The organism is Micromonospora sp. NPDC048894 (assembly GCF_040649765.1).
Taxonomy (GTDB): Bacteria; Actinomycetota; Actinomycetes; order Mycobacteriales; family Micromonosporaceae; genus Micromonospora; species Micromonospora antibiotica.
In genome coordinates this window covers 501,426-526,221 of sequence record NZ_JBEZFY010000002.1, presented here as the reverse complement: position 1 = coordinate 526,221, position 24,796 = coordinate 501,426, and the positions used below count along the sequence as shown (strand labels likewise).

Genomic DNA, 24,796 nt, shown 5'->3' with positions numbered 1-24,796 from the left:
GGAGATGACCGAACCCGAGGAGACCGAGGAGTACGCCGAGCAGACCCCACCCATCCTCGCGGCCCCGACGGCGAACCCGGGGCGGGTCCAGGTGCCGCCGGAGGGACTCAAGCAGTGGACCGACGACGGGGACCCGGCACCACCCGGGGCACCGGAAGAGGAGGCGTGATGGCACGCGAACAGCGACTCGACCCCGAGGTGGAGGTGCTCTGGGAGGACTTCCACGCCGAGGTGAACGTCCCCTCCGAGCAGCTGCGGCAGTGGCTGCTGACCCGGGGGTCGGGGGAGGAGGCGTTCGGCCCCGACCCGGATCTCGACCTGCCCGAGCCCGGCCGGCAGATCCTGGCCGTGCTGCGCAAGCGCAAGGTCGACCTCACCCCGGCCGACGTGGCGGTGATGCGGACGGCGATCGACCGGATCCGGTCGTTGGTGGACGAGAAGCCCGGCGACGTCGACGACGAGTGGCGGTACGCCCTGCTCGACCTGGGCCACGACGTCCTCGTCGAACGCTGACCGGGACCGTCGCCCGCCGACCCGGTTCGGATGCCGACCCGGTCCGGCGGGCGGACCGGTCCGGCGGGGGCCGGGCGGCTCCGAAGGCTGGTCGACGATGGCGCGGGCACCCGGGACGCCGTCCCGGGTGCCCGCTCGTCGGTGGGCTACTCGGACCCGAGGCTGGGCAGTTGCAGGCCGGCGGCGTCGGCGGCGTCCTGCCGCTCGGCCCGGGTCTGCTCCTCCCGGGTGAGCAGCGTCGCGTACTCGGTGATGTCGGCCGGGTCGGGCACCTCGGGCAGGCGACGCAGGAACGTCTCGACGTCGCGGGCGGCAGCGGTGTGCGCGGTGGCCGCCCGGCGCAGCAGTTCCCGCTGGTCGGCGGCCGGATAGAGATCGGTCATGCAGGGCTGATACCCGTCGTCACGCCGTTCGCACCCGCCCGGCCGGGCGGGCCGTGCCGGTGTCCCGGGCCCCGAACTCGGGATGCCGCAGCAACCAGGCCAGGTAGTCGGGATGCGCGGCCAACGAATCGGTGTACGCGGCCACCGCGTCCTCCAGCACCGCCTCGGCGACCCGGGCCGCCGGGGATTCGGGGTGCCAGCCGAGCAGCAGCCGCCAGCGCAGCGGGATGCCCGCGAGCCGACGGGTCACCAGCCCGGCGACCGGACGGAAGGTGGCCTGGCACAACGCCACCGCCTCCCCGGCGTCGACCAGGTCCATGCAGCCGCGCACGTCGGTCTCGTACACCTTGCGGGGGGTGAACCCGGCGCGGGCGCACGCGGCGGCGAAGCAGTCGCCGAAGCAGCCGTCGCCCGGGGCGGCCACCCACTGCTCGTGGCGCAGTTCGGCCAGGCCGACCTCGTCCTGGCCGGCCGTCGGGTGGCCGGCGGGCAGCAGCACCAGCACCGGGTCGACCGCCACCTCCTGCCAGGTCAGGCCGAACTCCGCCGGTGGGGTGGCATCGCCGCAGATCCCGGTCAGTGCGAAGTCGAGCCGGCCACCGGCGACGAGGGCGGCCAACTCGTCGGCCGACCACGACGCGTAGGTGGTGATCTGGGCGTGCGGCTGCTCGGCGGCGAGCCGGTGCACCAGCCGGCCCAGGATGGGACTGTTCACCCCGCCGAAGCGGTACCGGCCGAGGGCGTCGTCGGCGCCGGCCAGTCGGGCCGCCTCGTCCTGTAGGCCCTTCATCGCCGGCAGCAGCACCCGGGCCCGGGACAGCACCAACTCTCCCAGGGCGGTCGGCCGGGCCCCCCGGCGGTCCCGTTCGAACAACGGACCGCCCAGCGTCCGCTCGATGCGCTGAAGCTGGGCGGTCAGGGCCGGCTGGGCCAGGCCGAGGGCGGACGCGGCCTTGGTCACGCTGCCCGTCTCGGCGATCGCGCAGACCACCCGCAGGTGGCGCAGCTCCAGATTCATATGGTGACGGTATGGCCACTCGTCGATAGACGGAAGGCCCTGAACGCAACCGGCTGGCCGAGCTGAACGGATCGGAGTCGACCGGTCACCGCCGCGCGCGGCGGGTGAGGTCGCTCAGCTGGGTACGCCGGCCGGTCACCGCGTCGCGGAGCTTGTCCACCACTCCGACGGCCGGCTCGACGATCCGGTTCCACGGCGGGGTGGCCGGGGTGCCCGGGTGCGGCCGGGTCGGGGCCGCCTCTTCGGCGATCTCCCACCGGTTGCCCAACCGGATCAGCTCGGCGTCGGTGGCCACCTCGCGCAGCGGGACGATCAGCGCGCCGACTGCGGTGACGTGCCGCCGGATCTGGACCACCACGTCGGCGAGCGTCGGGTCGTCCGGGCCGCGCAGGGCCTTCAGCACGGTGAGCAGCGCCGCGTCCGCCGCGATCTCCCGGTCCACCCGGGCACCGGCGTCGGGCAGCGCGGCACGGGCGCTGGGCAGCAGGTACTGCTCCTCCGCCGACAGGTGCCGCGACACCGTGGCGGTGAGCACCTGGAGCACCTCCCGCCGACGCTCGACCGCCAGGGTGGGGTCGGTGACCTGCTCGACGAGGTCGAGCAGTTGCCGGTGCTCGGTGTCGGCGAGATCGGCCATGCTCCGCCCACCCGGGCGGTAGGCGTCGTCGGCGGCCGGGGGCAGCGGGGGCAGGGGAACGGCGGACATGACGCCCTCCTCGACGGGGCCGGCACGGGTCGCCGGCCGGTGCGACGGGCGAAACGGGGACGCCAGCGCCGGTACCCGTACCCGGTGACCGGCAAACCCCGGCGGCCGGTGCGGGCACCCCGGCCCAGGTCGTCCGGCGCTGTCGACCGGGCCGTCCGGCGCTGTCGACCGGGCCGTCCGGCGCTGTCGACCGGGCTCGGCGGCGCAGGCCGGCCCGGCCCGGCGGGTGGTCCCGGTGCGGTCGGCGGGGCGGGACGTGCCAGAGCCGGCCGGGCCGTTCGCGGCGGGACCGGCGACTGGTAGAAAGAGGCGATGACGAGCGATGCCGCCTCCGCCCCGCCCGATCCCACCGTCGAGGTCGTCGACCTCTGCCGTGACCTGCTGCGCATCGACACCACCAACACCGGTGACAACGCCACCAGTGCGGGGGAGCGCCGGGCCGTCGAGTACGTCGCGGAGAAGCTCGCCGAGGTCGGCGTGGCCGCCGAGATCCACGAGTCCGCGCCGGGCCGGGCCAACCTGGTCGCCCGCATCCCCGGCGTCGACCCGAGCCGGGACGCCCTGCTGGTGCACGGGCACCTGGACGTGGTGCCCGCCGACGCCGACGAGTGGTCGGTGCACCCGTTCTCCGGGGAGATCCGCGACGGCTACCTGTGGGGCCGGGGCGCGATCGACATGAAGGACTTCGACGCGATGGTCCTGGCGGTGGTACGCCACTGGCAGCGCACCGGTGTCCGTCCGCCCCGCGACATCGTGCTGGCCTACACCGCCGACGAGGAGGCGGGCAGCGACTACGGCGCGCACTTCCTCGTCCAGCAGCACCGGGACCTCTTCGACGGCTGCACCGAGGCGGTCGGCGAGGTCGGCGGCTTCTCCTACTCGATCAGCGACGCCCAGCGGCTCTATCTGATCGAGACGGCCGAGAAGGGGCTGGACTGGATGCGGTTGCACGCCAAGGGCCGCCCCGGGCACGGCTCGTTCGTCCACGACGACAACGCGGTCACCGCGCTGGCCGAGGCGGTCGCCCGGATCGGCCGGCACCGCTTCCCGATCACCGTCACCCCGACCGTCCGGGCCTTCCTGACGGAACTGTCCGACGTGCTCGGCGTCGAGCTGGACCCGGACGACCCGGAGACCGCCATCGCCAAGCTCGGCCCGATCGCCAACATCATCGGGGCGACCATCCGCAGCACCGCCAACCCGACCCGGCTCGCCGCCGGCTACAAGGACAACGTCATCCCCGGCCGGGCCACCGCCACCATCGACTGCCGCAGCCTGCCCGGCCAGTCGGAGCTGCTGGAACGGCAGCTGCGCGAGCTGGTCGGCCCGGACATCGAGATCGAGTACATCCAGCGGCAGCCGGCCCTGGAGACCACCTTCGACGGGGACCTGGTCGAGGCGATGTCGGCCGCCCTGCGCGCCGAGGACCCGGGGGCGCGGCCGGTGCCGTACATGCTCTCCGGTGGCACCGACGCCAAGGCGTTCGCGCAGCTCGGGATGCGCTGCTTCGGTTTCGCCCCGCTGCGGCTGCCGGCGGACCTCAACTTCTCGGCGTTGTTCCACGGCATCGACGAGCGGGTACCGGTGGACGGACTACAGTTCGGCGTGCGGGTGCTCGACCGGTTCCTCCGCAACTGCTGAGCAGCACCGGTGCCGCACCTTCCCCCATTTGTTGAAGGGACTGCCTCATGACCGACCAGCACGGTGAGCTGGACGCCGCCCTGGAGCGCGTGATCGACGCGGCCCGCGCCCACCTGACGGCCGTGCGTGCCGCCCAGGGGCGGATCGACGACGACGACGTGTGGCAGGCGTACGTGGCGTTGAACAACGCCTCCTTCGCCTACGACGAGCAGCTGCTCGACGCGTTCGGCGAGGTCACCCCCTGGGACGTGGAGTCGATCGACCCGGACGAGGCCGACGAGCGCTTCGGCGGCGCGGCCGAGGGCGCCGAGGCCACCGATCCGCACCCCCAGGTCATCTCGGTGCGGCAGCGCCGCGACTACCGGGTGCCCAGCGTCTCGGCGCTGCTGCGGGTCGCCGAGGTGGCCCGCCGGGAGGGCACCCCCGAGGACGACGAGCCGGCGCCGGTCGAGGGGGTCGGCGAGGCGGTGCTGGAGCTGTTGCAGAGCGGCGACGGTTCGCTCAGCGCCCTGGACGTGCCGGAGCTGGAGCCGCTGGACGGCGTGGTGATGGTCAGCGAGGTGGGCACCCCGGTCGACCTGGAGTCGTTCGATGACGACGACCCGGTGGGCCCGTTCTCCCCGGCCGCCGACGACCGGCTGGTGGGCCGGCTCGACGAGCACCCGTTCCTCGACGAGGACGACCACGACCACGCCGGGCACCAGCACTAGGTGTCGGGCGTGCCGGCCCGGGCTCACCTGACCCGGGCCGGCACGGTGTCCCTCCGCACCCGCCGCGTCGGTGCCGACGGCCAGCCTTCGGTGCCGGCGGCCAGCCTTCGGTGCCGGAGGGCACTGCCGGGTGCCGGTGGCCTCTGCCGGTGCCGGTGGTCAGCGTCGTGCCGGTGGTCAGTAGGACAGGCCCGGCTGCGGCTGGTTGACCCGGCGGCGACGCAGCACCACCTTGCGGGTGCCGTCGCGGAACAGTTGCACCCGGGCCAGCTCCCAGCCGGAGAACTCGGCCTGGATGGCCAGCTGCGCCGCAGCGGTCAACCGGTCGACGTTCGGCGGCAACCGCAACGGCGCGTATTCGTAGTCCATGGCATCCATGCTGCCCAGCCCGGCGGCCGGGCGCCACCCCCCGCGCGGTGCGCCGCGCCACCACCGGGGGTGACCCCGCCCTCGTCGACCCGGCCCGTCAGGTCCGCCCGTCGGCCCGGACCGTCAGGTCGCCCTGCTGCGCTCAGCCCCACCCGTCACCCCGACACACAGTCGGTCGCCCCGTGCTGCCAGGAATGGTCGTAGCGGCCGGCGATCCGCTCGATGAACTCCTCGACCGCCCGCTCGTCGAGGGTGTCCAGCCGGTCCAGCCGCTGCCAACCGGTCAACCCGATGCCGTGACCCAGCGGTGGGTAGGGGGCCACCACCACGTCTCGGGGATGCCGGCGGCCGAGCCGCTCCAGCTTCTCGACATCGCCGGGCGGGACGTCCGGGGCGTACTGCACCAGCACGTGGCCGTGTTCCAGCGCGTGCACCTGGAGTTCCTCCGGCACCGCGTCGCGGTAGATGCCCGGCACCACCACCCGGGGCGAGTGCGGCCCCGACGTCGGCGGGAGCGTCCGGTACGGCTCGTGCGGCGCCCCCTCGTACGCGATGTGCCGGTCGCCCTCGAACGGTTGCGCGGTGCCGGGCAGCCGGTCGCAGGGCAGCGCGGTGTCCCCGCCGACCAGGTTGATCAACACCCCCACCCCGAGGCTGGACATGGTCGCCACACTGAGCACGGTGACCACCACGCTGACCACCGGGCCGAGCCATCTGCGGTTCACGTGGCCAACCTTCCGGCGCGGTAACGATTACGCACGATCACCCCGAGTGGAAGCAGAATGTTGAGCGAGGCGAAAGCCGCCAGCGCAATTCCCTCCCACCAGTAGGCACTGCCGAACGGTGCGCCGGTCAGCACCCCGGCGGCCCACCCCAGGGTCACTTTCGCCCCCGGTAGCAGAAAATGGATGGCGAACCAGAGCATCCAGATTACTCCGGCGACATACAACAATCGGTACCAGCGGGACACCCGCAGATCCCGGGCGTGTGCGTCACGCAGCACGGCGCGTTCGGCCGGGGTCAACCGGCGAATCCATTTCTTGACGCTGAGCCGGGTCACCTCGTGCAGGTTGCGGCAGCCGGTCGCGGTGGCCATCACCAGGTACATGTCGGTGCGCAGATAGGCAAGCGTCTGGAAGGCCAGCTTGACGGCCTGACTGAACACCACCATGGCGAGGAACCGCACCATCCCCGGCGGCAGTTCCAGCCAGCCCCGCGACCAGGCGAACCGTGGGGCGACGGCGGCGAACAGCAGGATCCCGTCGATGGCCATACCGGCGAGGAACGGGCCGTAGCGGCGTTCCGGCGGCAACGCCCAGAGCCCGGTCAGGTCGGTCTCCAGCACCGGGAAGATCCCCCGGCGTTCCAACCGCAGCTGCGACCGTACGCCGACGGCCGCCCCGGCGAACGCGTGCCACGCCTCGTGCACCACCGTGAGCAGGGCCACCGTGACATTGGTGATCAGCAGGCTGAGCACCACGTCGGGAAAGATGAAGGTGTCCTCGTAGGTGGGCAGCAGCGACGGCTCGGCGACGAACATCGCCAGGGTGGCCAGCAACGCGCCGACGTAGATCGTCCAGGCCACCCGGCCGAACAACGGCCGGACCAGCCGGGCCGGGATGCGCGACACCGACCAGGGTCGGGCCGGTGCCGGTGGCGGCCCCTCCTGCACCCGGATGATGCCCGCCTCGACCAGCACCTCGACGAAGTCCAACGCGTCGACCGGTTCACCGGTCTCGCGTTCCACCTCGTCGGCGGCCTCGGCGACGGTCCGGCCGGCGGCGAACAGCGCCACCAGCCGCGCCCCCACCTCGGGCACCACCACGAAGTTTCCGCTGGCCAGGTCGCCGACGACGTACTCGTCGTCCTCCTCCTGGCGGACCACCAGGTGGGTCACCGGAGGGTGGCTGTCCAACCCGAGCACGGTCACCGTTCCTCCTGGAACCAGCCGCAGGTGTCGCACTTCACGCCGGGCCGGGGATTGACCACGTAGTGATAGGTCAGGTCGGTCAGGCTCAGGTGGAACATCCGGCCCCGGGTGGTCGTCGGGATGCCGGCGAGGTGGTAGACGACGTCGAGGGCGGCCAGGTGCCCGGTCAGGTTGGCGGTGGGGGCGATCACCGCGTGCCCGGTGAATCCGAACAGCTCCTCCGGCTCGGTGCCGTGCTCCTCACGCAGCCGGTCGGTGACGCTCGGCAGGCACGCCTCGCAGCAGGTCTGACCGGGCACGAAGAGACCGATCACCGCCATCGGGCCGGCGTACTGGGCGAGCATCCAGGGGGTGCCGGTGGCCAGGGCCGCCCGGTTGGTCCACTCCCGGATGGCGTGCCGGGGCTGGTCGGCGCAGAGCACCAGCAGGTCGCGGTCGCGCATCAACGCCGCCACGTCCGCCGTCGAGTCGACCCGGGCCTCCTCGCCGGTCACCGTGACGTGGGAGTTCATCAGGCGCAGCCGGGCCACCGCGGTGTCCACCTTGGCGGCGCCGATGTCGTCCTCGGTGTAGAGCAGTTGCCGGGTCAGGTTGCCCGTCTCGACCACGTCGAAGTCGACGCAGTGCACCGTGCCCACCCCGGCGGCCACCAGCGAGGCGGCCACCGCCGAACCGGAGCCGCCGAGCCCCAGCACCACCACCCGGCCCGCCTTGAGCCGGGCCTGCACCTCGTAGCGGGAGGTACGCGGGGTGAGATCCACCCAGGCGTGGTAGGTGAACGCCCGGTCGTAGCGGTCGATCTCCGCCGGGCTCAGCTCGGGCGGGGGCGGCGCGGCGGCGTCCTCCACGTACCCGGCGTCGATGATCGTCTCCAGCGCGTCGGTCGCCTCGTCGGCCGTCATCTCCGGGTGCCCGGCGAGCAGCGCCGCGACGATCTCGGCCCGGGTGCGGGTGCCGTCCATCAGACCGAGCAGCGCCCAGAGGCTGCCGTCCTCGTCGTCGATCTCCGCGCCGATCCCCAGCTGCCGACCACCGATGTTGATCAGCGTCGGGCGGAGCCGTACCGGCTTGTGGATGCCCTTGATCCGGGGCCGCTGCATCGGGCGAAGACCTCCTGGAAGATGGCCGGCCGGGGCGCGGCACGCCGCGCCCCGGCCGAAACGGGGTGGGTCAGCCGCAGACGTCGTTGCGGCAGCCCGGCTCGCTGATGATGGCGACGGTGGTCTCGAGCCGCTCGAGCTTGCGCACGACGACCTTGGCGGGCTTGCGCTTGACGTCGGTCTTACGGTCCACGGGTCCTCCAACGAAATGGGAGAAACGGCGCGGCGGGGGTCGCTCGCGCCGCAATCATTAGAGCACCGCCATTGGTTCGCCACAATGTTTTCGGGGGCCGGATCAGGTGGCCCGCGAGGGCGGTAATCCCTTTTCGGGCAGGGCCGCCGGAAAGCGGACGAACAAAGCCGGGCCAAAAGCGCGCCAGGGGCGTCGAAGCCCGCCTATTCGGGCGGAACACACACCAGCGGGTGGATCGAATTATGGGGGTGTGACAGTTGGTAAAGGATGATCGGCGGAATTGACGCGCTCCGGTGCGCTTTTGGGGCGTTCCGCTACCTTGTGCGGGGTCGCCGCCGGGGCCCGCTGCGGCCGGACTGCCACACCGTCGGCCCGCTGCGGGCACGGCAGCCGCCCGGCCGGCGTGGGCGGGCGAGGACGGTCCGACGCCCGTCGGGGCACGGCGACGACCCCACCGGCGTCCGGTGGCGGCCCGGGGTCAGCCTTCCGCGTTCCGGCACCGGGACGGTCCGGGTCCAGCCCCCGCTCCGGTGCGGGGCGGGTCAGCCCTCGCGTTCCGGGTAGCCGGCCGGCACGGCGGACACGTCGTCCAGGGCCGTGGTGATCTCCTCCGGCAGGGTCATCCGTTCCACCTGCAACGCGCCGAGCAGCTGGCCGACCGTGCGGGCGCCGAGGATCGGCGCCGTCACCCCCGGCCGGTCCCGGATCCAGGCCAGCGCCACCTCCAGCGGCGACACGCCCAGCCCGCCCGCGGCGATGCTCACCGCCTCGACGATGCTGGAGCAGCGCGGCTCCAGGTAGGTGGCGACGAACGGCTCGAAGTGCGCCGAGGCGGCCCGGGAGTCCGCCGGGCGGCCGTTGCGGTACTTGCCGGTCAGCACCCCCCGCCCCAGCGGCGACCACGGCAGCACGCCCAGGCCCAGCGCGGCGCAGGCCGGCAGCACCTCCCGCTCCACCCCCCGCTCCAGCAGTGAGTACTCCATCTGGGTGGCGACCACCGGGGCCCGCCCCGGCCAGGCGGCCTGCCAGGCGGCGGCGCGGGCGGTCTGCCAGCCGGAGAAGTTCGACACCCCGACGTAGCGGACCCGGCCGGAAGCCACCGCGTGGTCCAACGCGGCGAGGGTCTCCTCCAACGGGGTGTCCGGGTCGTAGCCGTGCACCTGCCACAGGTCGACGTGGTCGGTGCCGAGCCGGCGCAGCGAGCCGTCCAGCGTCCGCAGCAGGTGCCCCCGGGAGCCGTCGCGCCGTCGGCCGCTGCCCGGCCGCAGACCCGCCTTGGTGGCGATCAGCACGTCCTCCCGGGGGACCAGGGTGCCCAGCAGCGAGCCGAGCACCGACTCGGCGTCCCCGTCGGCGAACACGTCGGCGGTGTCGACCAGGTTGCCGCCCGCGTCGAGGAAACTCTTCAGCTGGGCCGCCGCGTCGTCGGCGTCGGTGTCCCGGCCCCAGGTCATGGTGCCGAGCGCGAGCCGGGAAACCGCCAGCCCGCTTCGGCCGAGCGGTCGCTGTTGCATGGGTGAACCTTATTTCGAACCCGGCGCAACCGATATCCTTGCTCCCGGCATCTCTGCCTGTCGGGTCGCCGATCCGACCGTCACCGCCGCCCCCGGTGGCGCGTTGTGCACCCGATGCGCCGATCCGGTCGCTGGTTGTCGACCCCGCCCACCCGCCGCTGCCCGTCCGACGTGGGCCGCCCGTCGCCACCCCGTCCGACGTCGGTCGCCCGGCCGACCCGACCGGCCGTCACCGCCCGTCCCGCACCGGCCTACGTCGGCGTACCCGCGACCGGCTCGGCCCGACCGGCTCGGCCCGACCGGCTCGGCCCGACCGGCTCGGCCCGACCGGCTCGGCCCGACCGGCTCGGCCCGCCGGTGTCGGCGGACGCGGTGCCCGGGGGTGAGCCGGTCTCCGACGGGACCCATGGCATTGCGTAACCTGATGCGACCTGTGGTGCGGGATGGGGAGGATCAGTGCGACTCGGGCTCAGCCTCGGATATCAGACAGCGTGGAGCATGCCGGCGGACCACCTGGCGCTCGCCCAGGAAGCGGACCGCCTCGGCTACTCGGTGGTGTGGGCGGCGGAGGCGTACGGCTCGGACTCCCCGAGCATGCTGGCCTGGATGGCCGGCCAGACCCAGCGGATCGACGTGGGCAGCGCGGTGATGCAGATCCCCGCCCGTACCCCGGCGATGACCGCGATGACCGCGGCGACCATCGACGCCCTCTCCGGCGGCCGGTTCCGGCTCGGCCTGGGCGTCTCCGGCCCGCAGGTCTCCGAGGGCTGGCACGGCGTCCGGTTCGCCAAGCCGCTCGCCCGCACCCGCGAGTACGTCGACATCGTGAAGCTGGCGGTGGCCCGCAAGGAGGTCGCCTACGCCGGTGAGCACTACACGCTGCCGCTGCCCGACGGCCCCGGCAAGGCGCTGCGACTGGGTTTCCACCCGCCACGCGAGCACATCCCGATCTACCTGGCCGCCGTCGGCCCCAAGAACCTGGAACTGGCCGGTGAGATCGCCGACGGCTGGCTGGCGGTCTTCTACGCCCCCGAGTTCGCCGAGGAGCAGCTCGCCTCGGTGCGGGCCGGACGGGCGAAGGCGGGCAGGGAGCTGGCCGGCTTCGACGTGGTGCCGTCGGTGCCGGTGGTGGTCGGCGACGACGTGGCCTCCTGCGCCGAGCTGGTCCGCTGGTACGCCGCCCTCTACGTCGGCGGGATGGGCAGCCGGCAGCAGAACTTCTACAACCAGCTGGCCACCCGGATGGGCTACGGCGACGCCGCCCGGCAGGTCCAGGATCTCTACCTGGCCCGGCAGCAGCGGGACGCGGCGGCGGCGGTGCCGATGGAGTTCATCGACCGCACCTCGCTGCTCGGCCCCAAGGAACGCATCGCCGAGCGGATGCGGGAGTACGCGGCCGCCGGGGTGACCACCCTGTCGGTCACCCTGTTCGTGGCCGACCGGGACAGCGGCGTGCAGACCCTGCGTACCGTCGCCGAGGCCCTCGACCTCTCGGGAGTCGGCGAGTGACCTGGGTCGAGGCCATCGTCCTGGGCATCGTCCAGGGGCTCACCGAGTTTCTTCCGGTGAGTTCGTCGGGGCATCTGCGGATCACCTCGGCGATCTTCTTCGACCGGGACGCGGGCGCGTCCTTCACCGCGGTGACCCAGCTGGGCACCGAGGCGGCCGTGCTCATCTACTTCGCCAAGGACATCTGGCGGATCACCCGGACCTGGCTGGTCGGCATCCGGGACGCCTCGGTCCGCTCCAGCCTCGACTACCGGATGGGCTGGTACGTGATCGTCGGTTCGATCCCGATCGGGCTGTTCGGTTTCCTGTTCAAGGACCAGATCCGCACCGCCGGGCGCAACCTGTGGGTGGTCTCCACCACGTTGATCGTCTTCGCCTTCGTGCTGGCCTTCGCCGAGTACTGGGGCCGGCAGACCCGTACCCTGGCGAACTTCCGGATGCGCGACGGCATCGTGATGGGCTTCGCCCAGGCCATGGCGCTGGTCCCCGGCGTGTCCCGCTCCGGCGGCACGCTCACCGCCGGCCTGTTGCTCAACCTGACCCGGGAGGCCGCCGCGCGGTACTCGTTCCTGCTGGCCATCCCGGCGGTGGTGATGTCCGGCATCTTCAGCGTCGGGGACGTCTTCGAGCCGGCCGCGCCGGGCACCTCGGTGCCCTCGGTGGCGCAGATGGTGGTCGCCACGATCATCGCCTTCGGCATCGGCTACGCGGCCATCGCCTGGCTGCTGCGCTATGTGGCGCACCACACCCTCTACGTCTTCGTCCTCTACCGGGTGGCGCTCGGCACCCTGGTACTGGCGCTGCTGCTCACCGGCACGATCAGCGCCACCTGACCCGACGCCGGCCCGCCGGACCCGACGGCCCCCGACACCACCAGCCGGTGTCGGGGGCCGTCGCCGTGCCACCTGCCCCTAGGGTGGGGGCGTGGCGACCCTTCTGCTTCTGCGACACGGCCGGACGACCGCGAACGCCGACGGCGGGCTGGCCGGCCGGCAGCCGGTCGAGCTGGACGACACCGGGCGGGCCCAGTCGGCCGCGGTCGGCGAGCGGCTTCGTGGCCTGCCGTTGGCGGCGGTGGTCACCAGTCCGCTGATCCGCTGCCGGCAGACCCTCGACCTGGCGCTCCCGCAGGCCGCGCCGGTGGTCGAGGAGGGGCTGATCGAGTGCGGCTACGGCGCCTGGGAGGGGCAGCCGTTGAAGAAGCTCGCCAAGGAGAAGCTCTGGCCGGTGGTGCAGCAGCATCCCAGCGCGGCCGTATTCCCCGACGGGGAGTCGATGGCGCAGATGTCCGCGCGCGCGGTCGCCGCGGTGCGGGCCTGGGACGCCCGGGTCACCGCCGAGCACGGGCCGGAGGCGGTCTGGCTGGCGTGCAGTCACGGCGATGTGATCAAGGCCATCGTGGCCGACGCCCTCGGGGTGCACCTGGACCTGTTCCAACGCATCGTCGCCGACCCGGCCTCGGTCACCGCGATCCGCTACACCTCGCTGCGGCCGTTCCTGGTCCGGCTCAACGACACCGGCGGTGACCTGGCCGCACTGGTGCCGCCGCCGGCCCGGCGGCGGCGTCGGGCGACCCGACCGGCCGACTCCGACGCGGCCGTCGGCGGGGGTGCGGGGACCGCCGGCTGAGCCGGCGGTCCGACGTCGCACCCGGGTCGCGCCGTTTCGCCCTCGGCTGATTCGGCGTCGGTGCCTTGCGCGACCGTTCCACGCTCCGGATAGGGTCGTGGGTATGACCCACCAGGTGCACGCCTTCGAGCCGCCGGAGCGGTTCGTCGCCGGGACCGTCGGGCCACCGGGGGAGCGCACGTTCTTCCTCCAGGCCCGCGGTGGCGGTCGGCTGGTCAGCGTCGCGCTGGAGAAGGTGCAGGTCTCCCTGCTCGCCGAAAAGCTGGAGGAGCTCCTCTCCGAGGCGCAGCGCCGGTTCGGTGTCGAGCTGCCGGAGGCGCCCGTGGCCGTGGGTGACAACGACCCGTTGGACAACCCGGTCGACGAGGAGTTCCGGGTCGGCACCCTCGGGTTGGCCTTCGACGTGGACTCCGCCACCGTGGTGATCGAGGCGATCGCCGCCGGCGAGGGGGAGGCCGAGGTCGAGTTGGGCGACGACGACGAGGCCGACGAGGACGACGACGAGGAGCCGGACGAGGACCTCGACCGGCTGCGGGTGCGGCTGACCCCCGAGGCGACCCGCGAGTTCATCGAACGGGCCCGCCGGGTGGTCAACGCCGGCCGTCCGCCCTGCCCGTTGTGCGGGCAGCCGCTCGACCCGGCCGGGCACCTCTGCCCCCGGCACAACGGCTACCACCGGTGACCTCGTCGGAGGTGCGGCGTCAGGACGCCGACGCCGCGCTCCGGCTGCTGTGCGACGGTGAACTGGAGCTGGAGGGGCGGCTGGTCGACGCCTCCAACACCACCCTGCGGGCGATCCTGACCCTGGACGGCCGGACGGCCCGCTGCGTCTACAAGCCGGTGCGCGGCGAGCGCCCGCTCTGGGACTTTCCCGACGGCACCCTCGCCGGCCGGGAGGTCTCCGCCTACCTGGTCTCCCGGGCCACCGGCTGGGACCTGGTCCCGCCGACGGTGCTGCGGGACGGGCCGCTCGGGCCGGGGTCGTGTCAGCTCTGGATCGACGAGCCGGACGACGCCGATCCGCTGGTCGGGTTCGTGCCGGCCGAGGCGGTGCCGCCACGCTGGTTCCCGGTGGCCGCCGCCCGCGACGACGACGGGGCGGCGTACGCCCTGGCACACGCGGACGATCCCCGGTTGGCCCGGCTGGCGGTGCTCGACGCGGTGCTCAACAACGCCGACCGCAAGGGCGGGCACGTGCTGGCCGGCGCGGACGACCGCATCTACGGGGTGGACCACGGGGTCTGCTTCCACGTCGAGGACAAGCTGCGGACCGTCCTGTGGGGGTGGGCGGGCCGCCAGCTCCCGGCGGATGCGGTGCAGGTGCTCGACGCCCTCGCCGGGCAGCTTGCCGGCGAGTTGGGTGAGGAGTTGGCGGAGCACCTGACCCTCGGCGAGGTCGCCGAGGTGGGGGCCCGGGTGGGGCGGTTGCGGGACACCGGTCGTTTCCCGTTGCCGCCGCAGGAGTGGCCGGCGATGCCCTGGCCGCCCATGTGAGCCGTTGTCGTGTTGATCACCCGGGCGACCGTGCCCGGCGGCGGGACGGCTCGTTAGGCTGACGGTCATGGAGTCTTGGGCGGGACACGAGGTGCCACGGCTGCCGGGCGACGGCGGGCCACTGAGCTTGTACGACTCGGCGCGGCGTGGTGTCCACCCGAGCAGCCCTGCCGGCCCGGCCACCATGTACGTCTGTGGCATCACCCCGTACGACGCCACCCACCTGGGGCACGCCGCCACCATGATCACCTTTGATCTGGTGCAGCGGATGTGGCGTGACGCCGGTCTGACCGTCCGGTATGTGCAGAACGTCACCGACATCGACGACCCGCTGCTGGAACGCGCCGAGCGTGACGGGGAGGACTGGAAGGTCCTGGCGATGCGGGAGACCGCGTTGTTCCGCGAGGACATGGAGGCGTTGCGGATCATCCCGCCGGCGTACTACGTCGGCGCGGTCGAGTCGATCCCGGACATCGCCGACCGGGTGCAGGAGTTGCTCAAGGGCGGTGCCGCCTACCGGCTCGACGACGGCACCGGCGACGTCTACTTCGACATCGCTGCCGCCCCCGCGTTCGGCTACGAGTCGAACCTGACCCGGGAGCAGATGCTGGAGATCTTCCCCGAGCGCGGTGGCGACCCGGAACGGGCCGGCAAGCGCGACCCGCTCGACCCGCTGCTGTGGCGCGGCGCGCGCGACGGCGAGCCGTCCTGGCCGGGCGGTGAGCTGGGCCCGGGGCGGCCCGGCTGGCACATCGAGTGCACCGTGATCGCGCTCAACCTGCTCGGTGACCGGCTCGACGTGCAGGGTGGCGGCAACGACCTGATCTTCCCGCACCACGAGTGCTCCGCCGCCCACGCGGAGCGGCTCACCGGCACCGCCCCCTTCGCCGACCACTACGTGCACGCCGGCATGATCGGCCTGGACGGCGAGAAGATGTCGAAGTCCAAGGGCAACCTGGTCTTCGTCTCCCGGCTGCGCGCCGACCAGGTGGATCCGATGGCCGTCCGGCTCGGCCTGATGTCCGGGCACTACCGGACCGACCGGGCCTGGACCGACGACGTGCTGACCGCCGCGCAGGAGCGGCTGGACCGGTGGCGGCGGGCCGCTACCGCGCCGTCCGGGCCGTCCGGCGCGGCCTTCCTCGCCGGGGTACGCGAGCGCCTCGGCGCCGACCTGGACACCCCTGGCGCACTCGCCCTGGCCGACGGCTGGGCGGATGCGGCGCTGGCCGGCACCACCGACGACCCGCAGGCCCCCGCCCTCTTCGCCACCACCGTCGACGCCCTGCTCGGCATCCGCCTCTAACCCCACCCGCCCCGACCACGGCACGGCCCCTGGCCGGACTCCGCGTGGCCCCGTCCGGCTCGTCGATCATGGAGTTGTGGTGGGGTTGAGCCCCGTTGCGGGGTTGCGGGGCGGGTTGGCGCAGCGCGACCCGCGTCTGGGTCTGCACCACGCCGCAGCTCTTCTTGAGCCGACGCAGCAACGCGTCCAGGGCGGCGGTGTCCCGTAGCCGGGCCCGCAGCAGATAGTCGTACGGCCCGGTCATGTGCACCGCGTCGACGATCTGCTCGATCGGGGCGATGGCATCGACGAACGCCTCGTAGTCGGTCCCGGCGTCGTCCGGGAGGGGATGCTGCGTGGCCACCGCAGTGGCCTGGCCGCCGCTTCCGGCGTCGCTACCGTCGACACCCTCTACTGCCTCGGCGCGCTGCTGACCGGGGCGGCGCTCGCGCCGGTGATCGCCTCGTGGGGCGACGCCCCCCGCTATCTGTCCGGGTTGGTGATCGTCGGGCTGGGCTGCCACCAACTGGTCACCCTGCGCCGCGCCCCGGCACGCCCCGCCGGTGCCGGAGCCGAGCGGAACGCCAGCGGCGGAGCCCGCCGGGACGGTGCCGGTGCCGAGCGGAACGCCACCGGTGGAGCCCCCGGGGACGGGACCGGTGCCGAGCGGAACGCCACCGGCGAGGCCTGGCGGAACGGCACCGGTGGAGCCCTGCGGGACCGGGCCGGTGCCGAGCGGAACGGCGGCGGTGGGGAGCGTCCGGCCCGGACCGCCGCCGGACCGGTCTACGTCCGCTTCGTGCTCCTCACTGCGGTCAACCCGTTGACCCTGGTGTACTTCTTCGCCCTGGCCGGGACGGTGAACGCCGTGCCGGGCAGTTGGACGGGGCCCGGGGTGTTCGTCGTCGCTGCCGGGCTGGCCTCCCTGCTGTGGCAGACCGGCCTCGCCGCGATCGGCGCGGCCCTGGGCGCCACCGTCCCGGTACGGGTCGCCGACCTGCTCGGGGTGGTCGCCTCCCTGATCGTCGTCGCGCTTGGGGCGGCCGTCGTCGTGGTCACCGCCGTCACCTGAGGCACGGCTGGCCCCGTGCGCCCGGTGCCGTCCCGCGAGCCGCGCCACCCCTGCCCGGCCTGCGGTACTGCCGCCCGGCCCCCGCGCGGTGCTGCCCGGCCGTGCGGGGGCCGGGACGGCGGGCGGTGCCCGGGCGGGATCAGCCGAGGACCAGGCCGGGGTCGGGGTCGGGGTCCGGCGCGGGGGCGGGGATCTGGTACTCCTCGGTCAGCGTGGTCATCGGGCCGGGCCAGGTGGCCTGGGCGACCTCGATCGGCTTACGGTGGGCGTCGTAGGCGACGTGCAGCAGGTGCAGCACGGGCGTGTCGGGGCGGATCTGGAGGGTCTCCGCCTCCTCCCGGCTGGGCTGGCGGGCGCTGATGGTGTCGGCGGCGGTGGTGTACCGCCGGCCGGTCGCCTCCTCGGCCTCCTGGTAGAGCGGTCGACCGAATGCCTCTGCCCGTTCCAGGGAGGTGCCGGCGGTGTCCTTCGGCAGGAACCACGACGCGCCCACCTCCACCGGGGACTCGTCGGTGCGTACCAGGTGCCGGCGGCAGAGCAGTTCGGTGCCGTCGGGGATCCCGAACGCGTCGGCCACCTCGGGCGGGGCGGGTGTCCGACCGACGGAGACGAGCTGCTGGCGGTACCGGGCGGCGAGGTCGGCGTGGTAGCCCCGGAAGCCGCCGTACCGGCCCCGGGAGAGCCGGTTGAGTCGCCGCCGGGTGCCCCGCACGTACGTACCGGAGCCGGGTTTGGTGATCAGGATGCCCTCGACCCGCAGCTGGTCGATGGCGCGCTGCACGGTCTGCTTCGCGACCCCGAACAGCTCGGCGATGGCCGGGATGGATGGCAGCCGCTCGCCCGGCCCCCAGTCGCCCCGGCGCACCTGGGCCTTGAGCTGCGCGGCGATCTGCCGGTGCGGGAACTCGGCGGTCCCCGGGTTGATCTGCACGCCCGCCTCCTCCTGACAGCTAGGTTCCTAGGATGCCCTAGAGGACGTGACGACGCCACCCCGGACACGCCGAAAGGCCCCGGACGCCGCGACGTCCGGGGCCTTTCGAAGACAACTGCCAGAAACCCGAAAGATGACTACCAGGAATGCGAAGAACGACTACCAGGAGCCGGCGGTGGGGCCGGCGGAGCCACCCCGGCGGCGCAGGTACTTCTCGAACTCCTGGGCGATCTCGTCACCGGTCAACGGCGTGATGCCCGCGTCACCGACCCGTTCCTCCAGCTCGCGGACGTACTCACCCAGCTCGGCGTCCTGCTCGGCGGCGCTGCGGACCCGCTGCTCCCACTCGGCGGCCTCCTCGGCCAGGTCGGCCATCGGGACCGGCAGGTCGAGCACCTCCTCCACCCGGTGCAGCAGGGCGAGGGTGGCCTTCGGGCAGGGCGGGTTGTTGGCGTAGTGCGGCACGTGCACCCAGAACGACACCGCGTCGACCTCGGCCCGGGTGCAGGCGTCCTGGAGCACCCCGACGATGCCGGTGGGCCCGTCGTAGCGGGTGGGGGTGAGCTGGTAGCGCTGGGCGGCCTGGGCGTCGGAGGCGCTGCCGCTGATCGGCAACGGCCGGGTGTACGGCACGTCGGCCAGCAACGCGCCCAACAGCACCACCCGCTCGACCTCCAGGCTGTGGCAGATCTCCAGCACCTGCTCGCAGAAGGTGCGCCAGCGCATGCTCGGCTCGATGCCCCGGATCAGCACCACGTCGCGTTCGGTGCCCTCGGGGCTGGCCACCACGAACTTGGTGGTGGGCCACTCCACCCGGCGGGTCTCGCCGTCGGACATCGTGATCGTCGGCCGACTGACCTGGAAGTCGTAGAACTCCTCCGGGTCGATCTCGGTGATCTGCCGGGCCTGCCAGACCTGCTCCAGGTGTTCCACGGCGGCGGTGGAGGCGTCCGCGGCGTCGTTCCACCCCTCGAAGGCGGCGATCGCCACCGGGGACCGCAACACCGGCAGCCCGTCGAACTCGGTCACGCCGTCACCTCGCCCCGCTCGTCGCCGACGGTGCCGGGGGTCGACCCGGTCACCCGCCCGCCGTGCACGGTGGCGTCCCTGATGTCCTTCACGTCCGCCAGCCTACGTCCCGGCGCGGCGCGTGGCCCGTCGGCCGCGCCGGTCCGCCGACCCACCCCGCCCCCGAACCGGTACGAACCGACCCGATGAGCGGATGGACACATAGTGGGACGGGGCCGGGCGTCGACAATCGTCGGGATCCTCGCACTAACCTGAACCTGTGCGGACTTCGTTGCGGGATGTGCTGGCCGACCGGATCCTCATCGCCGATGGCGCGATGGGGACGATGCTCCAGGCGGCTGACCTGAGCCTCGACGACTTCGAGGGGCTGGAGGGTTGCAACGAGATCCTCAACGTGACCCGCCCCGACGTGGTCCGCGGTGTGCACGAGGAATACCTGGCGGCCGGCGCGGACTGTGTCGAGACGAACACGTTCGGTGCCAACCTCGCCAACCTCGCCGAGTACGACATCCCGGAGCGCATCCGGGAGCTGTCGGAGGCCGGCGCACGGATCGCCCGGGAGGCCGCCGACGCGTACACCACGGCCGAGCGGCCCCGCTTCGTGCTCGGCTCGATCGGCCCCGGCACCAAGCTGCCCACCCTCGGCCACGCCCCCTACGCGACGCTGCGGGACGCCTACCAGGAGAACGCCGCCGGGCTTATCGCCGGCGGGTCGGACGCGTTGATCATCGAGACCTGCCAGGACCTGTTGCAGGTCAAGGCGGCCGTGGTCGGGTCCAAGCGGGCGATGGCCGAGCTGGGCCAGCAGGTGCCGATCATCTGTCACGTCGCGGTGGAGACCACCGGCACGATGCTGGTGGGCAGCGAGATCGGGGCGGCGCTGGCGGCCATCGAGCCGCTCGGGGTGGACCTGATCGGGCTGAACTGCTCGACCGGCCCGGCCGAGATGGGTGAGCACCTGCGCTACCTGTCGCAGCACTCCCGGATCCCGCTGTCGGTGATGCCCAACGCCGGCCTGCCGGTGCTGACCGCCGACGGGGCGTACTTCCCGCTGACCCCGGTGGAGCTGGCCGACGCCCTGGAGCGGTTCGTCGGCGAGTACGGCGTCGGGCTGATCGGTGGCTGCTGCGGCACCACCCCGGAGCACATCCGGGCGCTGGCCGAGCGGCTGCACGACGCGTCCCCGGCACCCCGGGAGCCCCGGCATGAGCTGGGCGTCTCGTCGATCTACCACCCGGTGCCGTTCGCCCAGGACGCCTCGGTGCTGATGGTGGGGGAGCGGACCAACGCCAACGGTTCCAAGGCGTTCCGTGAGTCGATGCTCGCCGCCGACTGGCAGGCGTGCGTCGAGGTGGCCCGCAGCCAGGCCCGCGACGGCTCGCACCTGCTCGACCTGTGCGTCGACTACGTCGGCCGCGACGGCACCCAGGACATGCGGGAGCTGGCCGGCCGGTTCGCCACCGCGTCCACCCTGCCGATCATGCTGGACTCCACCGAGCCGCAGGTCATCGAGGCCGGGCTGGAGATGCTCGGTGGGCGCTGCGTGGTCAACTCGGTCAACTTCGAGGACGGCGACGGCCCCGGCTCCCGCTACGCCCGGGTGATGCCGGTGATCGCCGAGCACGGCGCGGCCGTGGTGGCGCTGCTCATCGACGAGGAGGGGCAGGCGCGTACCCGGGAGTGGAAGGTCCGGGTCGCGGCCCGGCTGATCGACGACCTGACCGGCCGGTGGGGGATGGACCGGGGGGACATCCTCATCGACGCGCTGACCTTCCCGATCGCCACCGGCCAGGAGGAGACCCGCCGGGACGGCATCGAGACCATCGAGGCGATCCGGGAGATCGCCGCCCGCTACCCCGGGGTCAACTTCACCCTGGGCATCTCGAACGTCTCCTTCGGGCTCAACCCGGCGGCCCGGCAGGTGCTCAACTCGGTGTTCCTGCACGAGTGCGTGCAGGCGGGGCTGACCTCGGCGATCGTGCACGCCAGCAAGATCCTGCCGATGTCCAAGATCCCCGAGGCGCAGCGGGAGGTGGCCCTCGACCTGATCTACGACCGGCGGCGCGAGGGCTACGACCCGGTGCAGCGGTTCATCGAGGCGTTCGAGGGGGTCGACGCCGCCTCGGCGCGGGCCACCCGGGCCGAGGAGTTGGCCGGGTTGCCGCTGGACGAGCGGCTCAAGCGACGGATCATCGACGGCGAGCGCAACGGCCTGGAGGCCGACCTGGACACTGCGATGGCGCAGGGGCGCAGCCCGCTGTCCATCATCAACGACATCCTGCTGGACGGGATGAAGGTCGTCGGTGAGCTGTTCGGCTCCGGGCAGATGCAGCTGCCGTTCGTGCTCCAGTCCGCCGAGGTGATGAAGACGGCGGTGGCCTACCTGGAGCCGCACATGGAGGCCGTCGAGGACGGCGGCAAGGGCCGGATCGTGCTGGCCACCGTGCGCGGCGACGTGCACGACATCGGCAAGAACCTGGTCGACATCATCCTGTCCAACAACGGCTACGAGGTCGTCAACATCGGCATCAAGCAGCCGATCACCGCGATCCTCGACGCCGCCGAGGAACACCGCGCCGACGCGATCGGGATGTCCGGGCTGTTGGTCAAGAGCACCGTCATCATGAAGGAGAACCTCGCCGAGATGGCCTCGCGCGGGGTGGCCGAGCGGTGGCCGGTGCTGCTGGGCGGGGCGGCGCTGACCCGCGCGTACGTCGAGGACGACCTGCGGGCGATGTTCCCCGGCCAGGTGCACTACGCGCGGGACGCCTTCGAGGGGTTGGCCCTGATGGACCGGGTGATGACCGCCAAGCGCGGTGGCGCACCCGTGATCGACCCGGAGCGGGAGGCCGCGCTGGCGGCCCGGCGGGCCCGCCGGGAGAAGCAGCGCACCATGGTCACCGAGGTGCTGCCGGAGCTGGACGACGCCTCGGTGCGCTCCGACGTGGCGACCGACGTGGCCGTGCCCACCCCGCCGTTCTTCGGCACCCGGGTGGTCAAGGGGGTGCCGCTGGCCGACTACGCGTCCCTGCTGGACGAGCGGGCCACCTTCCTCGGCCAGTGGGGGCTGCGCGGGTCGCGGGGCGGCCAGGGCCCGTCGTACGAGGAGTTGGTGGAGACGGAGGGGCGGCCCCGGCTGCGCTACTGGCTGGACCGGCTCATCGCCGACCAGGTGCTGGAGGCCGCCGTGGTGTACGGCTACTTCCCGGCGTACTCCGAAGGCAACGACCTGGTGATCCTGGACGAGAACGGCAACAGCGAGCGGGCCCGGTTCTCGTTCCCCCGGCAGCGGCAGGAACGCCGGCTCTGCCTGGCCGACTTCTTCCGCCCGAAGGGTGACGGGCTCGACGTGGTGGCGTTGCAGCTGGTCACCGTCGGCCAGCCGATCAGCGAGTACACCGCGAAGATGTTCGCCGCCAACGAGTACCGCGACTACCTGGAGGTGCACGGGCTGTCCGTGCAGCTCACCGAGGCGCTCGCCGAGTACTGGCACCGGCGTATCCGCTCCGAACTGACCCTCCCAGGCGGCGGCACGGTCGCCACCGGCGACCCGACCGATCTGGCCGGGCTGCTGCGCAACGACTACCGGGGCTGCCGGTACGCGTTCGGCTACCCGGCCTGCCCCGATCTGGAGGACCGGGCCAAGATCGTGGAGCTGCTCGGGGCGGAGCGGATCGGCGTGCAGCTGTCGGAGGAGTTCCAGTTGGTGCCGGAGCAGGCCACCGACGCGATCGTGGTGCACCACCCGGAGGCCAACTACTTCAACGCCAAGTGACGCCCTGACCCGGACCGGTGGGGGCGGCCCAGACCACGGGCCGGCCCCACCGCAGGTCACTCGGGGATGACGAACTGGGCGGTGCTGGTGGCGTCGTAGTTGACGCCGTTCTTCTCGGCGTGGTGGGTGCAGCGGACCGTGACGGTGCGGGACTGGACGGGGACCCCGGTGACCGGGACGGTCGGAGACCAGAAGGTCACGTCGACGAGCGCCCCGTTGTTCTCGGAGTCGTAGTCGTTTGAGACGTAGGCGAGCACGGTGGCGGAGCACCGGACGTTGATGTAGTTGGCGTCCACCCGGTCGTTGCCCCAGGTGGCGAGCCGGGAGTAGCCGCGGACCTTGATCCCGCCGACGCGCAGTGGCCAGTTTCCCTCGTGACCGACGCTCTCCAGTTGGATGACGCCCTGCAGGTTGTACGCAGGTCCCGGCGGAGACGTGGGCGTGGGCGGGACGGGGTCGCCACCGCTGCCGCCGCCGTCGCAATTCAGGGAACACTCCGGTTCCGAGGCGTACGCCGGAATGGCCACCGCGCCGGTGCCTGCAATGCAGGCCAGCAGGGTGATTGCGACCGTTGCAACGCGTTTGAGCACGTCATCTCCTGTCAGTGGACCCCGAGGAAATTGACCGGGGTGGGTGATCCGATGCGTAGGTTATCCCTGTCATTTTCAGAAGCGCAATGGATACCGGTCGGTACGGTCGAGCCGGCATTGGTCCGCTCGTCGAATCAGGGGCACGGTCGGGTGTTATTCCTGCTCACAGGCTTTTGGGGGCCCCAATTCGCTGGAGAAGAGCGACCGGAGTCCAGCTATATCGGCAGATGCTGGCCGAGGCGTGCGGTGTGCGGTGGTATCAGGCGTGTGGCGAACTGGTGGTGATTGTCTGAGGTGGAGGGTTATGCGGTTAGCCCGACTGTTTTATCCATGCCGTCCGGCCGACCATTTGCCACCTGGCCCCATTAATTGACTGGCTTGCGTGTAATTGCCACCGAAAGGGGTGTGGTGTGGGGCGGAAGTCGCGATATCGGCGACACCGGTCGGTCGCGAAGCGTGTCCCACGCCCACGCCGGCGGTGGCCCTACGTGGTCTGGTCGTAGGCCCGGCGCGCGGCTTCGATGGCGGGCAGGTGCTGGCCGGCCCAGTCGAGCAGCACGTCGACCGGGTTGCGCAGGGTCTTGCCCAGCGGGGTGATGCGGTACTCGACGGCGACCGGCCGGGAGGAGAGGACGTGTCGCGCGACGATGCCGTTGCGTTCGAGCCGGCGCAGGGTGGCGCTCAGCGACTTCTGGGACACGGCGGGGATGGCGTGGCGCAGTTCGTTGAACCGGGATGGTCGTTCGCAGAGCTGGTGGAGCACCTCCAACGACCACTTGTCGAGGACCTGGTCCAGGAGTTCACGGTGCGGCGGGGTGATCTGGAGGCGTTCTGCCGCGAGGGGGTCGGTAACTGCCATGACACTTAGTCTCGTTGAAGTTTCCTTGGCGCACCAGGTATCCATGAGCTACCCAAGAGGAAGGAAGCCAGATGGGTGTCCAGCTTTTCTCGCCGCAGGGCATGATGCAGCCCGTCCCCTATCACCACGTCGCAGTCGCGTCGGGGTCACGCCACGTCCACGTGGCCGGCCAGATCAGTCGGGACGAGGCTGGCCGGCCGGTCGCCACCGGCGACCTACGGGGTCAGGTCGCCCAGGCGCTGCGCAGCACGGGACACGGCCTGGCCGGTGCCGGCGCGGGCTTCGCGGATGTCGTCCGCCTGACGTTCTACGTGACGAACTGGTCGCCGGAGCGGATCGGCGACTTCATGGCCGGGGTCGAGGATGTCGCGGGGGAACTCGGCCTGCCGCAGCCGCTGCCCCCGTCGTCGCTCATCGGCGTCGACTACCTCTTCGAGCCCGACGTCCTCGTCGAGGTCGAGGCGACGGCGATCCTGGACTGAGCGGCGAGCTCAGGGGCGTCGTGCCGGCTATGATCCGCCGGTGGCCCGTCCGATGGTGGGAGAG

At 72.4% G+C, this 24,796-nt stretch carries 26 protein-coding genes and 1 pseudogene; 13 read left to right on the top strand and 14 right to left on the bottom strand.

The genetic code is table 11. The features are described from left to right. Nucleotides 1–4: 4 nt before the first annotated feature. Nucleotides 5–169 carry a hypothetical protein gene (locus AB0C22_RS06235; RefSeq protein WP_208566281.1) on the top strand — a complete coding sequence of 55 codons (165 nt, stop codon included), beginning with the start codon at nt 5–7 and terminating at the stop codon, nt 167–169. After that, nucleotides 169–513, top strand: a complete 345-nt coding sequence (locus AB0C22_RS06230; RefSeq protein ID WP_219461179.1) for a DUF3140 domain-containing protein — start codon at nt 169–171, stop codon at nt 511–513. Before AB0C22_RS06235 ends, AB0C22_RS06230 begins: the two co-directional genes overlap by 1 nt. A gap of 146 nt (nt 514–659) precedes the next feature. On the opposite strand, the gene AB0C22_RS06225 is transcribed toward AB0C22_RS06230, so the two are convergent. The 3 genes from AB0C22_RS06225 to AB0C22_RS06215 form a co-directional block, all read right to left on the bottom strand. Further along, complete coding sequence (locus AB0C22_RS06225; RefSeq protein ID WP_208566279.1) at nt 660–896, bottom strand: hypothetical protein; 237 nt, start codon at nt 894–896, stop codon at nt 660–662. A 19-nt stretch (nt 897–915) separates the two neighbouring features. Next, complete coding sequence (locus tag AB0C22_RS06220) at nt 916–1,914, bottom strand: LysR family transcriptional regulator (RefSeq protein ID WP_208566278.1); 999 nt, start codon at nt 1,912–1,914, stop codon at nt 916–918. 85 nt (nt 1,915–1,999) lie between these two features. After that, nucleotides 2,000–2,620, bottom strand: coding sequence for a hemerythrin domain-containing protein (locus tag AB0C22_RS06215; protein WP_208566277.1), 621 nt, complete (start codon nt 2,618–2,620; stop codon nt 2,000–2,002). A 312-nt stretch (nt 2,621–2,932) separates the two neighbouring features. Here AB0C22_RS06215 and AB0C22_RS06210 point away from each other — a divergent pair, with 312 nt between their 5' ends. Together AB0C22_RS06210 and AB0C22_RS06205 are read left to right on the top strand one after the other, a co-directional pair. Further along, the gene (locus tag AB0C22_RS06210; RefSeq protein WP_357533794.1) at nt 2,933–4,261 is read left to right on the top strand and encodes a M20/M25/M40 family metallo-hydrolase; all 1,329 of its coding nucleotides are present in this window, start codon (nt 2,933–2,935) and stop codon (nt 4,259–4,261) included. A gap of 47 nt (nt 4,262–4,308) precedes the next feature. Then, nucleotides 4,309–4,971, top strand: a complete 663-nt coding sequence (locus AB0C22_RS06205) for a hypothetical protein (protein ID WP_208566275.1) — start codon at nt 4,309–4,311, stop codon at nt 4,969–4,971. Nucleotides 4,972–5,148: 177 nt separating this feature from the next. On the opposite strand, the gene AB0C22_RS06200 is transcribed toward AB0C22_RS06205, so the two are convergent. From AB0C22_RS06200 to AB0C22_RS06175, 6 genes are all read right to left on the bottom strand, one after another. Then, nucleotides 5,149–5,340 carry a DUF5703 family protein gene (locus AB0C22_RS06200; protein WP_088646215.1) on the bottom strand — a complete coding sequence of 64 codons (192 nt, stop codon included), beginning with the start codon at nt 5,338–5,340 and terminating at the stop codon, nt 5,149–5,151. A 155-nt stretch (nt 5,341–5,495) separates the two neighbouring features. Then, nucleotides 5,496–6,065, bottom strand: coding sequence for a DUF3105 domain-containing protein (locus AB0C22_RS06195; protein ID WP_219461182.1), 570 nt, complete (start codon nt 6,063–6,065; stop codon nt 5,496–5,498). Next, complete coding sequence (locus tag AB0C22_RS06190) at nt 6,062–7,270, bottom strand: hypothetical protein (RefSeq protein WP_357533792.1); 1,209 nt, start codon at nt 7,268–7,270, stop codon at nt 6,062–6,064. Before AB0C22_RS06190 ends, AB0C22_RS06195 begins: the two co-directional genes overlap by 4 nt. Next, nucleotides 7,267–8,370, bottom strand: a complete 1,104-nt coding sequence (locus AB0C22_RS06185; protein WP_208566272.1) for a ThiF family adenylyltransferase — start codon at nt 8,368–8,370, stop codon at nt 7,267–7,269. Before AB0C22_RS06185 ends, AB0C22_RS06190 begins: the two co-directional genes overlap by 4 nt. Before the next feature lie 70 nt (nt 8,371–8,440). Next, nucleotides 8,441–8,563, bottom strand: coding sequence for a hypothetical protein (locus AB0C22_RS06180; RefSeq protein ID WP_255470009.1), 123 nt, complete (start codon nt 8,561–8,563; stop codon nt 8,441–8,443). A gap of 542 nt (nt 8,564–9,105) precedes the next feature. Further along, nucleotides 9,106–10,077 carry an aldo/keto reductase gene (locus tag AB0C22_RS06175; RefSeq protein WP_208566271.1) on the bottom strand — a complete coding sequence of 324 codons (972 nt, stop codon included), beginning with the start codon at nt 10,075–10,077 and terminating at the stop codon, nt 9,106–9,108. 456 nt (nt 10,078–10,533) lie between these two features. On the opposite strand from AB0C22_RS06175, the gene AB0C22_RS06170 reads away from it, so the two are divergent. The 6 genes from AB0C22_RS06170 to mshC all read left to right on the top strand — a co-directional run bounded on the left by AB0C22_RS06170 (nt 10,534) and on the right by mshC (nt 16,015). Further along, nucleotides 10,534–11,586, top strand: a complete 1,053-nt coding sequence (locus AB0C22_RS06170; RefSeq protein ID WP_219461199.1) for an LLM class F420-dependent oxidoreductase — start codon at nt 10,534–10,536, stop codon at nt 11,584–11,586. Then, a complete protein-coding gene (locus AB0C22_RS06165) occupies nt 11,583–12,419 on the top strand; it encodes an undecaprenyl-diphosphate phosphatase (RefSeq protein ID WP_219461202.1) in 837 nt (278 codons plus the stop codon). Before AB0C22_RS06170 ends, AB0C22_RS06165 begins: the two co-directional genes overlap by 4 nt. 91 nt (nt 12,420–12,510) lie before the next feature. Then, entirely contained in the window at nt 12,511–13,215 is a 705-nt protein-coding gene (locus AB0C22_RS06160; protein WP_208566268.1) for a histidine phosphatase family protein, read from the top strand. A 103-nt stretch (nt 13,216–13,318) separates the two neighbouring features. After that, on the top strand, nt 13,319–13,897 hold the full coding sequence (locus tag AB0C22_RS06155; protein WP_208566267.1) for a DUF3090 domain-containing protein: 579 nt from the start codon (nt 13,319–13,321) through the stop codon (nt 13,895–13,897). Beyond that, complete coding sequence (locus AB0C22_RS06150; protein WP_219461206.1) at nt 13,894–14,709, top strand: SCO1664 family protein; 816 nt, start codon at nt 13,894–13,896, stop codon at nt 14,707–14,709. Before AB0C22_RS06155 ends, AB0C22_RS06150 begins: the two co-directional genes overlap by 4 nt. A 67-nt stretch (nt 14,710–14,776) precedes the next feature. Next, complete coding sequence (mshC, locus tag AB0C22_RS06145) at nt 14,777–16,015, top strand: cysteine--1-D-myo-inosityl 2-amino-2-deoxy-alpha-D-glucopyranoside ligase (RefSeq protein WP_219461210.1); 1,239 nt, start codon at nt 14,777–14,779, stop codon at nt 16,013–16,015. Between the two features lie 175 nt (nt 16,016–16,190). On the opposite strand, the pseudogene AB0C22_RS06140 reads toward mshC, so the two are convergent. Next, a pseudogene (locus AB0C22_RS06140) lies at nt 16,191–16,259 on the bottom strand (Lrp/AsnC ligand binding domain-containing protein); the annotation flags it as partial. On the opposite strand from AB0C22_RS06140, the gene AB0C22_RS06135 reads away from it, so the two are divergent. Further along, complete coding sequence (locus AB0C22_RS06135; protein ID WP_357533789.1) at nt 16,260–17,066, top strand: LysE family transporter; 807 nt, start codon at nt 16,260–16,262, stop codon at nt 17,064–17,066. A gap of 139 nt (nt 17,067–17,205) precedes the next feature. On the opposite strand, the gene AB0C22_RS06130 is transcribed toward AB0C22_RS06135, so the two are convergent. Together AB0C22_RS06130 and AB0C22_RS06125 are read right to left on the bottom strand one after the other, a co-directional pair. Beyond that, nucleotides 17,206–17,997, bottom strand: coding sequence for a GntR family transcriptional regulator (locus AB0C22_RS06130; protein ID WP_219461215.1), 792 nt, complete (start codon nt 17,995–17,997; stop codon nt 17,206–17,208). 159 nt (nt 17,998–18,156) lie between these two features. Continuing rightward, nucleotides 18,157–19,026: a PAC2 family protein gene (locus AB0C22_RS06125; protein WP_208566261.1), complete on the bottom strand. Its 870-nt coding sequence runs from the start codon at nt 19,024–19,026 to the stop codon at nt 18,157–18,159. Between the two features lie 259 nt (nt 19,027–19,285). Here AB0C22_RS06125 and metH point away from each other — a divergent pair, with 259 nt between their 5' ends. Beyond that, a complete protein-coding gene (metH, locus tag AB0C22_RS06120) occupies nt 19,286–22,801 on the top strand; it encodes a methionine synthase (RefSeq protein ID WP_357533786.1) in 3,516 nt (1,171 codons plus the stop codon). A 56-nt stretch (nt 22,802–22,857) separates the two neighbouring features. On the opposite strand, the gene AB0C22_RS06115 is transcribed toward metH, so the two are convergent. Together AB0C22_RS06115 and AB0C22_RS06110 are read right to left on the bottom strand one after the other, a co-directional pair. Continuing rightward, a complete protein-coding gene (locus AB0C22_RS06115; RefSeq protein WP_219461221.1) occupies nt 22,858–23,391 on the bottom strand; it encodes a hypothetical protein in 534 nt (177 codons plus the stop codon). A 484-nt stretch (nt 23,392–23,875) separates the two neighbouring features. After that, nucleotides 23,876–24,250, bottom strand: a complete 375-nt coding sequence (locus tag AB0C22_RS06110; protein WP_219461224.1) for a helix-turn-helix domain-containing protein — start codon at nt 24,248–24,250, stop codon at nt 23,876–23,878. A 71-nt stretch (nt 24,251–24,321) separates the two neighbouring features. Here AB0C22_RS06110 and AB0C22_RS06105 point away from each other — a divergent pair, with 71 nt between their 5' ends. Further along, nucleotides 24,322–24,732 (top strand): RidA family protein, encoded by a 411-nt coding sequence (locus AB0C22_RS06105; RefSeq protein ID WP_219461227.1) that lies wholly within the window; start codon nt 24,322–24,324, stop codon nt 24,730–24,732. The last annotated feature ends 64 nt before the right edge of the window (nt 24,733–24,796 follow it).